At 41.5% G+C, this 9955-nt stretch carries 6 protein-coding genes and 2 rRNA genes; 3 read left to right on the plus strand and 5 right to left on the minus strand.

What is annotated here, in order from left to right:
- Window positions 1–69: 69 nt before the first annotated feature.
- The gene (gene purL / locus QL998_RS15570) at window positions 70–3960 is read right to left on the minus strand and encodes a phosphoribosylformylglycinamidine synthase (protein ID WP_290193020.1); all 3891 of its coding nucleotides are present in this window, start codon (window positions 3958–3960) and stop codon (window positions 70–72) included.
- 211 nt (window positions 3961–4171) lie between these two features.
- On the opposite strand from purL, the gene mltF reads away from it, so the two are divergent.
- Window positions 4172–5680, plus strand: a complete 1509-nt coding sequence (gene mltF, locus QL998_RS15575) for a membrane-bound lytic murein transglycosylase MltF (RefSeq protein WP_182197298.1) — start codon at window positions 4172–4174, stop codon at window positions 5678–5680.
- A 163-nt stretch (window positions 5681–5843) separates the two neighbouring features.
- Window positions 5844–6011 carry a hypothetical protein gene (locus QL998_RS15580; protein WP_007584688.1) on the plus strand — a complete coding sequence of 56 codons (168 nt, stop codon included), beginning with the start codon at window positions 5844–5846 and terminating at the stop codon, window positions 6009–6011.
- Between the two features lie 2 nt (window positions 6012–6013).
- On the opposite strand, the gene tadA is transcribed toward QL998_RS15580, so the two are convergent.
- Window positions 6014–6529, minus strand: coding sequence for a tRNA adenosine(34) deaminase TadA (gene tadA / locus QL998_RS15585; protein WP_010554384.1), 516 nt, complete (start codon window positions 6527–6529; stop codon window positions 6014–6016).
- Window positions 6530–6707: 178 nt separating this feature from the next.
- On the opposite strand from tadA, the gene QL998_RS15590 reads away from it, so the two are divergent.
- Window positions 6708–8012, plus strand: a complete 1305-nt coding sequence (locus tag QL998_RS15590) for an inosine/guanosine kinase (RefSeq protein ID WP_010554383.1) — start codon at window positions 6708–6710, stop codon at window positions 8010–8012.
- Between the two features lie 37 nt (window positions 8013–8049).
- Here the strand turns inward: QL998_RS15590 and glsB are convergent, their stop codons facing one another.
- From glsB to rrf (QL998_RS15605), 3 genes are all read right to left on the minus strand, one after another.
- On the minus strand, window positions 8050–8973 hold the full coding sequence (gene glsB, locus QL998_RS15595; RefSeq protein ID WP_007584683.1) for a glutaminase B: 924 nt from the start codon (window positions 8971–8973) through the stop codon (window positions 8050–8052).
- 685 nt (window positions 8974–9658) lie between these two features.
- A 5S ribosomal RNA gene (gene rrf, locus QL998_RS15600) occupies window positions 9659–9773 on the minus strand.
- Window positions 9774–9836: 63 nt separating this feature from the next.
- Window positions 9837–9951, minus strand: a 5S ribosomal RNA gene (rrf, locus tag QL998_RS15605).
- Window positions 9952–9955 lie beyond the last annotated feature (4 nt).

Below are 9955 nucleotides of genomic sequence, written 5' to 3' on the forward strand. Positions count from 1 at the left end.
GCTGCACAATGCAGCCTTTTTTATTTTACAGTAAGATTATGAATCTAACTTGTATAAACGCAAATGTAATTAACCTACATTTTTACGTGCGTTACGGAACATACGCATCCACGGGCTATCCTCGATCCACTCATCAGGATGCCAAGAGTTGGCAACGCTTCTGAATACACGTTCTGGATGCGGCATCATTACAGTGGCGCGACCATCAGTTGACGTAATACCTGTAATACCTTCTGGAGAACCATTAGGGTTAGCTGGGTACTGCGTAGTAGGGTTACCGTAGTTATCTACAAACTTAACCGCTACAGTGCCGCTATTAAGCGCCGCTTTAGTGGCTGCATCGTTTGCAAACTCAGCATGACCTTCACCATGAGAAACCGCTATAGGCATACGCGAGCCAGCCATTCCATCAAAGAACACAGACGGATTCTCTTGTATTTCTACTAAACTAAAGCGTGCTTCAAAACGCTCTGATTTATTAGTTACAAAACGCGGCCAATGTTCAGTGCCAGGGATCAGCTCTTTTAACGTTGATAACATTTGGCAACCGTTACACACACCTAAACTAAAGGTATCTTCACGGTGGAAGAAGTTTTGGAACTGATCGCGTGCCATGTCGTTAAACAAAATAGACTTAGCCCAACCTTCACCCGCACCAAGTACGTCACCGTATGAGAAACCACCACATGCCACTAAACCTTTAAATTGTTCTAGTGTTAAACGACCTTCTAAAATGTCGCTCATGTGTACATCAACAGCTGCAAAACCTGCGCGATTAAACGCTGCCGCCATTTCTAAATGAGAGTTAACACCCTGCTCACGTAAAATAGCCATTTGCGGTTTAGCACCGGTTGCAATGTATGGTGCAGCTATATCTTCGTTTAAATCAAAGTTAAGTTTTACGTTTAAGCCTGGATCTTTTGCATCAAATTTAGCATCAAACTCTTGCTTAGCACATTCAGGGTTATCACGGCGTGCTTGCATTTGATACGTTGTTTCAGCCCAAATAGTACGAAGCTCAGTACGCGTATGATTAAGTACCGTATTTTCGCCACGGTTAAATATAATCGTATCGTCACTGTTAAGCGTGCCAATGTTGTGGCTAATTGCTGCTATAGCATGTTGTTCAAACACCGCATTTACTGCATCTAAATCAGCATTTGCTACTTGGATTACGGCACCTAGCTCTTCGTTATAAAGTGCTTCAATGTCAGAGCCTGTTAAACCAGCTAAATCAACCGTTACACCGGTATGACCCGTAAACGCCATTTCAGCAACCGTGGTAAATAAACCACCGTCTGAGCGGTCATGATAAGCAAGTAACTTATTATCAGCTACAAGCGCTTGCATTGCGTTATAAAAGCCTTTTAATAACTCAGGGCTATCAACATCAGGTGTTACATCACCTAATTGCTTATAAACTTGCGCAAGGCTTGATGCACCCATGCGGTTTTTACCCGCACCTAAATCAACTAATATAAGCGATGTATCGCCTTTATCTGTGCGCAGTTGTGGAGTGACTGTTTTACGTACGTCGTCAACACGACCAAACGCAGTTATAACCAGTGAAAGCGGCGATGTTACTGACTTCTCTTGTGAGTCACCTTCATCTTTCCATGTCGTTTTCATTGACATAGAATCTTTACCCACTGGAATCGTTAAACCAAGCGCAGGACAAAGCTCTTCGCCTACGGCTTTAACAGCTTCATATAAACCAGCATCTTCACCTGGGTGACCCGCTGCTGCCATCCAGTTAGCCGATAACTTAATGTTTTCAAGGCTACCGATGTTTGCACAGGCAATATTAGTTAACGACTCAGCTACAGCTAAACGAGCAGATGCACCGTAATTGAGTAATGCTGCAGGAGTACGCTCACCGAGTGACATAGCTTCACCGTGGTAAGTATCATACGTTGCTGCAGTTACTGCACAGTTAGCAACAGGTACTTGCCAAGGACCGACCATTTGATCGCGCGCGACTAAACCCGTAACTGAGCGATCGCCGATTGTGATTAGGAATGTTTTTTCTGCAATGGCTGGTAAACGCATTAAGCGCTGCGCTGCATCTGCTGCATTTATTAATGTAGTATCAAGCGCTTTACCAACAACTTGCTTTGACGTTACATCGCGGTGCATTTTAGGTGCTTTACCTAATAATACGTCCAGCGGTAAATCAACAGGGTTATTTTCAAAGTGGCTGTCTGACACCGTTAAGTGAGGTTCAGCGGTTGCTTCACCAATAACAGCGTACTGGGCACGTTCACGCTTACAAATAGCTTCAAAGCGGTCAAAGTCCTCTATGCCAACAGCGAGTACATAACGTTCTTGTGATTCATTGCACCAAATTTCGTGTGGTGCCATGCCTGGCTCATCGTTAGGAATGCTACGTAATTGGAACTTACCACCACGTCCGCCATCATTAACAAGCTCAGGAAACGCATTTGATAAACCGCCAGCACCTACATCGTGGATGAATGCAATTGGGTTTTCATCACCTAGCTGCCAACATTTATCGATAACTTCTTGGCAACGACGTTCCATTTCTGGGTTTTCGCGTTGTACTGAAGCAAAATCTAAATCTTCGTTTGATTGACCTGAAGCCATGCTTGATGCAGCACCACCGCCTAAACCAATGTTCATTGCAGGTCCACCTAGCGCAATTAATTTAGCGCCAACAGGAATATCGCCTTTTTGAACATGATCAGAGCGAATATTACCTAAACCTCCAGCAAGCATAATGGGTTTATGGTAACCACGTACTTCTTCGCCATTATGGCTTGTTACTTTTTCTTCGTAAGTACGGAAGTAGCCTAATAAGTTAGGACGACCAAACTCATTATTAAATGCAGCGCCACCTAGTGGACCCTCTGTCATTATATCAAGCGCGTTAACAATACGACTCGGCTTACCAAAATCGCTTTCCCATGGTTGCTCGTAATCTGGAATACGTAAGTTTGATACAGTAAAGCCAACTAAACCTGCTTTTGGCTTAGAGCCACGACCAGTTGCGCCTTCATCGCGAATTTCACCACCAGAGCCTGTAGCCGCACCAGAGAATGGCGCAATAGCTGTTGGGTGGTTATGCGTTTCAACTTTCATTAGTATTTCAATGTCTTCTTGATGATACGCATATTCACCTTGCGCATTTGGGAAGAAGCGACCCGCTTTTGAGCCTTTCATTACTGCCGCGTTATCTTTATACGCCGACAATACATTTTCAGGATTTAACTCAAAAGTATTTTTAATCATTTTAAACAGCGATTTTGGCTGCTCTTTTCCATCGATTGTCCAGTCAGCATTAAATATTTTATGGCGACAATGCTCTGAGTTTGCTTGTGCAAACATAAACAATTCGATGTCGTTAGGGTTACGTCCTAACTTTATAAAGTTTTCTACCAAGTAATCTATTTCGTCATCAGCAAGGGCAAAACCTTGCTCAACATTAGCTATTGCTAATGCTTCGCGTCCGCCGCCTAAAATATCAACAGACGACATTTGGCGCGGTGCATCACTACGAAACAGTTGTGCCGCATCATCAAGCTCACTATGCGTGGCTTCGGTCATACGGTCATGCAATAACGCAATTATTTGTGCAAGTTGTTCTGCGTTTAAGTCACCTTCAACATAATAAGCAATACCGCGTTCAACACGGTGAACCTGTTTTAAACCACAGTTATGGGCAATATCGGTTGCTTTAGATGCCCAAGGTGAAATGGTACCTGGGCGAGGTGTAACAAGTACAAGTTTGCCAGCTGGGGTATGCTCAGCAATAGTTGGACCGTAAGTTAATAGTTTTTCAAGCTTGGTTTGCTCGGAGCTACTCAACGGCGATATTAAATCGGCAAAGTGAGCATACTCGGCGTATACGTTAGTGACTGGAAGTTGCGATTGTTGGCAACGCGCTAAAATTTTATTAACTCTGAACTCTGACAGTGCTGGTGCACCACGAAGGATCAACATAGGTAATTTCATCCGGGGTTAGGGATTGAACGATATTTTAGGCACGCATTATAGTCCAATTAGCATTCAGATTTAACTCAAAATTACGCTTTTCATAAAATTAACTTTTTAGCTTTATTTATAGCCTCTTTTGGTTAATAAAATAAAAGGTAAAGTGACGCGATGGCTTAGTTTTGCTATAACGGTGACTGGCGAGCTTAAGGGGCACTCAATGTTCAAAGAAAAACTAATAATAATCATTACTTTAGTTATGCTGTTATGTGCATGCGATATGCAAGAGCAGCCAACTCAACTCGCCCAAATAAAAGAACACAATAAAATACGTGTGGGTACCCTTGCCAGTGCTAGTAATTATTATCAAGCCGTTCAAGGTGAGCAAGGCTTTGAATATGAGTTATCTCAAGCCTTCGCTGAATATTTAGGTGTAGAGCTTGAAATAGTCCCTTTCTTTAACTTATCTGACATGTTTGAACGCCTTGAAAGCGGTGATTTAGATTTGATAGCATCAGGACTTACCTATAATAAAACCCGTGCAGAGCAATACCGTTACGGACCAACTTACAGAACAATCAGCCAAAAGTTAGTTTATAAACAAGGGCGCGTTCGCCCTCGAGAGTTTGACGATTTAGATGGCAACTTTACGGTTATAGCTAAAAGTAGCCACTCGCTTACTCTACAAAAAATGAAGAAGAACAATCCAGATCTAACTTGGATAGAAAGCGAAGAGTTTGATGAAGAAGAACTACTTCAAGCAGTTATTGATGGCGAGATAGATTACACACTCGCTGATACGCATACGCTATCGCTGTTTCGCCGTTATCACCCAAATTTAAGCATTGGTTTTTCAGTTAGCCATAACGACCCGATTGCATGGATACTTAATAAATCTAAAGACGACTCTTTATATGCGTTGTTGGTGCCATTTTTTGGTGACGTTAAGCAAAGTAACCAGCTCTATGTACTTGAAGAAAAATACTTTGGTCACGTACGCCAATTTAACTATGTAAATACCCTTGCTTATATCGAAGCAATTAAAGAAACCTTACCAACATACCAGCCATGGTTTGAACAATATGCAGGTAGCCTTGACTGGCGATTATTAGCGGCACTAAGCTATCAAGAATCTATGTGGAATCCTCGCGCTAAATCACCAACAGGAGTGCGCGGCATCATGATGCTAACTCGCAGTACAGCCAAACAAGTAGGTGTTACTAACCGGTTAGAACCAGAGCAAAACATTCGTGGTGGCGCTAAATACTTAAGCAAGCTTATTAAACGTATTCCTGACCGTATCCCGCAACCCGACCGCACATGGCTTGCTTTGGCCGGATACAATGTAGGTTGGGGGCACGTTAACGACGCACGTATAATTACCGAACAGCAAGGCGCAAGCCCTGATAAGTGGGCTGATGTAAAAAAACGCCTACCGCTATTAATTAAAAAGCGCTATTACCGTAAAACTCGCTACGGTTATGCCCGAGGCGATGTAGCTGTTAAATATGTTGATAATATTCGTCGCTATTACGATGCACTTGTTTGGCTAGATGAAAATGATGCTATTGCTGCAGAGCCTGAGCCAGAAACAATTACAGAGCTGAGCACTGATACTGAGCTAAAGAAAAACGAAGAAAGTGAAGTAAAAAGTAAGGCAGATGAAGCTCAAACAGAAAAACAACAACCTATAATCGAACCCGAACAGTCGAGTGAAAACAATGGCTAAGATTAATATAAGTACCCGTTTATTGAGCATGTCAGTAAGCAAAATTTAAGTAAATTAAATATCTGTTTACTTGTCACCAAATGATCACTAATGTGTGTTAATTGTATATCATTATTTTATAAGATATACCCGCGCCTTTCTCACTCTTGCATTAGGAGAAAACATGCTAAAACGTAGACGCACACAAAGATTAAAACGCAATGTCATTTACTCAACGGCCACACGTCGTCGTGTTATGTTGCGAAAACTACACAAAAAAATCATCTGGCGTCGCCGAATGTTTGCTATGCAGCAAATGGCTGAATCAGAAATAGAGCCAATCGCTAGTTAACTTTAGTTAGGCTTATTTATTTGATCATCACGAGCAGCTTTCTTAGCTGCTTTAATTTGCGCTCTTCTACGTTTAAAAAAATTCGAAATAGTATCCCCGCACTGCTGTGCCAAAACACCACCGCACACCTCAACTTGATGATTTAACTTAGGCTCTTGTAATAAATTCATAATTGAACCCGCAGACCCTGTTTTCGCATCGACTGCTCCAAACACTAAACGCTTTATTCTGCTATGCACTAACAATCCCGCACACATAGAACAAGGCTCTAACGTTACGTATAGGGTGCAATCAATTAAGCGGTAATTGTTAAGGACTTTTCCAGCTTCTCGCACTGCAATCATTTCGGCATGGGCAGATGGGTCATTATCCGTTATTGAGCGGTTATACCCGACTGAAACTAGCTGGTTATCTTTGACTACAATTGCTCCAACCGGAATTTCATCAAGCAGCTCTGCTTGCTTTGCATACAAAAGCGCTTGTTCCATCCAGTAGGAATCATCAAATGGTTCGTTCATTATTTCTACTTAAATAACCTTTTATGCTGTAATTATACCTAGTTAGCACTCTAAAGTGCGCCATTCATTACTTTATCCCAAAAATAAAACAATATTTACCCGTTTGTAATGGCTCACTCGTGCTGATTTACGCTATAATCTCACGCTTTTTTTATTTAGCTCACAACACGGGTAGCAAATGAAATTTCCTGGACGCCGCAGGCATAAACATTATTTTCCAGTGGAAGCCAAAGATCCACTTACCAATCAACTTAACGCAACAGAGCGATTACAACGTAGTTATATTACGGGTATCGATCAGATCGTTGTTGATATAGAGGCAAAAGTTGATCAAGCTTTCCTTGACGAATTTCAACTACGTAGAGGGATGTCGCAAGTTATTGATAGCGATACAACAAACGCCTTATACGATCGTTTAAAATTAAACAATATGGTTGATTTTGAGTTTGCCGGTGGAACCATTGGTAACACTATGCACAACTACTCTGTACTTGCAGATGATCGCTCAGTTTTATTAGGCGTAATGAGCGAAAATATAAAAATAGGTAGCTACGCTTACCGTTTTTTATGTAATACCTCAAGCCGTGTAGACTTAAACTACCTTCAACCAGTTGATGGGCCTGTAGGCCGTTGTTTTACATTAATTGATGAAACCGGTGAGCGTACTTTTGCTATAAGTGCTGGCCTAATGAATCACTTACGTCCTGAATCTATCGATAAAGACCTTATTGAGAATTCATCAGCGTTAGTGATTAGTGCCTATCTTATGCGTACTCAAGGTAGCGAAACAATGACTGAAGCCACTATGCAAGCGGTAAAATACGCTAATGACGCAGGTGTGCCAGTTGTGCTTACACTCGGTACTAAGTTCTTAATTGAACAAGACCCTACTTGGTGGGCAAACTTTGTTGAAAAGCATGTTGATATTCTTGCTATGAACGAAGAAGAAGGTTTAGCTATTACAGGTTTTGAAGATCCTCTTCTAGCTGCTGATAAAGCACTTGATTGGGTAGACTTAGTTATTTGTACCGCTGGCGAAAAAGGCTTATTTATGGCCGGCTACGTAGACGAAAGCTTAAAGCGTGAAACCGAATACCCGTTACTACCAGGCGCCATACCTGATTTTAACCGTTACGAATTCTCACGAGCTATGCGTAAAGATGAGTGCGATGAACCTATCAGAGCATATAGTCATACGGCCCCATTTATGGGGGGACCTGATTCAATCAAAAACACCAATGGTGCAGGTGATTGCGCACTTGCGGCTGTACTACATGATTTGTCAGCGAATGTTTACCATAAGCTTAATGTGGCAAACTCAGCTAAACATCAGCAACAAGCTATTACTTACTCGTCACTATCGCAAATTAGTAAATATGCTAACCGAGCGAGCTATGAAGTATTAGTTCAGCACTCTCCGCGTTTATCTCGTGGTTTACCTGAACGTGAAGATTGTTTAGAACAAGTTTATTGGGAACAATAAATAACGGTGGGAGCAATTATTGCTCCCTATCGATTTCCTAAAAAATAGAAATATCGAGCTTTTTAGATAGCAGTTCCAACGCTGCAATTCCTGCAACCGAATTACCAAACGAATTAAGCCCCGGAGAATAAACAGCTACAGTAAACTTATTTGGTAACACAGCTAAAATAGTTCCTGACACTCCCGACTTACCTGGCATGCCCACTCTGTAACCAAAATCACCCGCAGCATCATATAAACCACTCGTGAATAAAAGCGAATTAAGCTGTTTATTCTGACGACTACTTAAAACACGATTCCCCGATCGATTATCAACACCTTTATTAGCTAAAAAATTATAAGCTTTTGCTAATTCAATACAGTTAAGCTCAATAGAACAAAAGTTAAAGTAAGCCCACAAAACATCATCTACTTCGTTTTCAAAATTACCAAACGACTTCATTAAATGCGCCATCGCAGCATTTCGGTGCCTGAACTCATACTCTGAGTTAGCGACTTTTTTATCAATTACTATGCCTCTATTACCAGCTAATAATCTGAAGGTTTCGAGCATAGAATGCATTGGCGCAGATAAGCGGCTGTATAATGCATCACACGTTACAATTGCGCCTGCATTGATGAATGGGTTACGAGGTATTCCCTTTTCAAACTCAAGCTGTGTAAGCGAGTTAAAGGCTGTACCTGAGGGTTCCTTTCCGACTCTATGCCAAAGTTCATCACCATAACGCTGTAGTGCCATAGTAAGTGTCATAACTTTAGAAACTGATTGAATAGTGAAGCGTTGAGAACAATCCCCCGCACATACAGTTTCACCATCAGTTGTATAAATAGCGATAGAAAATTGTTCAGGATCAACCTCGGCAAGCGCCGGTATATAATCAGCTACTTTCCCTTGTGATAATAAAGGACGTACTTCATGTGCTATTTCATCAAGCACCTTTTGGTAATCAGCTGTAGGCAATCTAGACCTCTATATCGTCATTCATAAAAATTGGATTTTAACACGCGCTATTAAGTGCACCTAGTTTTGTTGTCGAATTTAACGGTAAGATTTTACTAAATTTAAATAGAAAAAAACGTCACATTACTGTGTCTGGTTTCTCTTAATTAAATCCTGGTAATGTCATGGTGCCCACTGCGTGGAGAGTCACAGTGCAAATGCTATGCACTCATTGTCGAGCGGAGATTTTCATGATTTTAGCGTCGGGAGTCGCTACGCCCGACCTACATGATGGGCGTTGCTGTGAGTGTGTGTTAATTGCACGTTTTCACTTTTCTGCAGACATAAAAAAGCCCGAATCTTAAATTCGAGCGCTCTACAATGTGAAGTCGGTGCGCTACGCAGTAGGATGTCGTAGTGCCCACATCGGTAGAGAGTCACAGTGAAATACTACACTATTATTAATCGTATCGTCTCTTAGTATGCAGAGTTTTACTAATTTCAAAAAGCAAAAAACCCGTCACATTGCTGTAACGGGTTTCTCTTAATTAAATCCTGGTAATGTCGTATTGCCCACAGCGGTAGAGAGTCACATAGCAAATGCTACACTATTATTAACCGTGTATTCTCTAAGTGCGCAATGTTTTACTAATTTAAAATAGCAAAAAACCCGTCACATTGCTGTAACGGGTTTCTCTTAATTAAATCCTGGTAATGTCCTACTTTCACATAGCAAATGCTACACTATCATCGGCGCTGTTTCGTTTCACTACTGAGTTCGGCATGGAATCAGGTGGGTCCAAAACGCTATTGTCACCAAGAAAATTCTTTTCAATTTTCTTATTTTTAATTATTAAGATTAAAGTCCTTCGACTGAATTTGAAGCCTGGTAATGTCCTACTTTCACATAGCAAATGCTACACTATCATCGGCGCTGTTTCGTTTCACTACTGAGTTCGGCATGGAATCAGGTGGGTCCAAAACGCTATTGTCACCAAGCAAA

Origin of the sequence: Pseudoalteromonas sp. APC 3691, assembly GCF_030408135.1 — a bacterium.
Lineage (GTDB): Bacteria > Pseudomonadota > Gammaproteobacteria > Enterobacterales > Alteromonadaceae > Pseudoalteromonas.

Coding starts and splice junctions, on each gene's coding strand:
- purL (WP_290193020.1), bottom strand. CDS start 3,960: ATGTTGATCCTTCGTGGTGCACCAGCACTGTCAGAGTTCAGAGTTAAT.
- mltF (WP_182197298.1), top strand. CDS start 4,172: ATGTTCAAAGAAAAACTAATAATAATCATTACTTTAGTTATGCTGTTA.
- QL998_RS15580 (WP_007584688.1), top strand. CDS start 5,844: ATGCTAAAACGTAGACGCACACAAAGATTAAAACGCAATGTCATTTAC.
- tadA (WP_010554384.1), bottom strand. CDS start 6,529: ATGAACGAACCATTTGATGATTCCTACTGGATGGAACAAGCGCTTTTG.
- QL998_RS15590 (WP_010554383.1), top strand. CDS start 6,708: ATGAAATTTCCTGGACGCCGCAGGCATAAACATTATTTTCCAGTGGAA.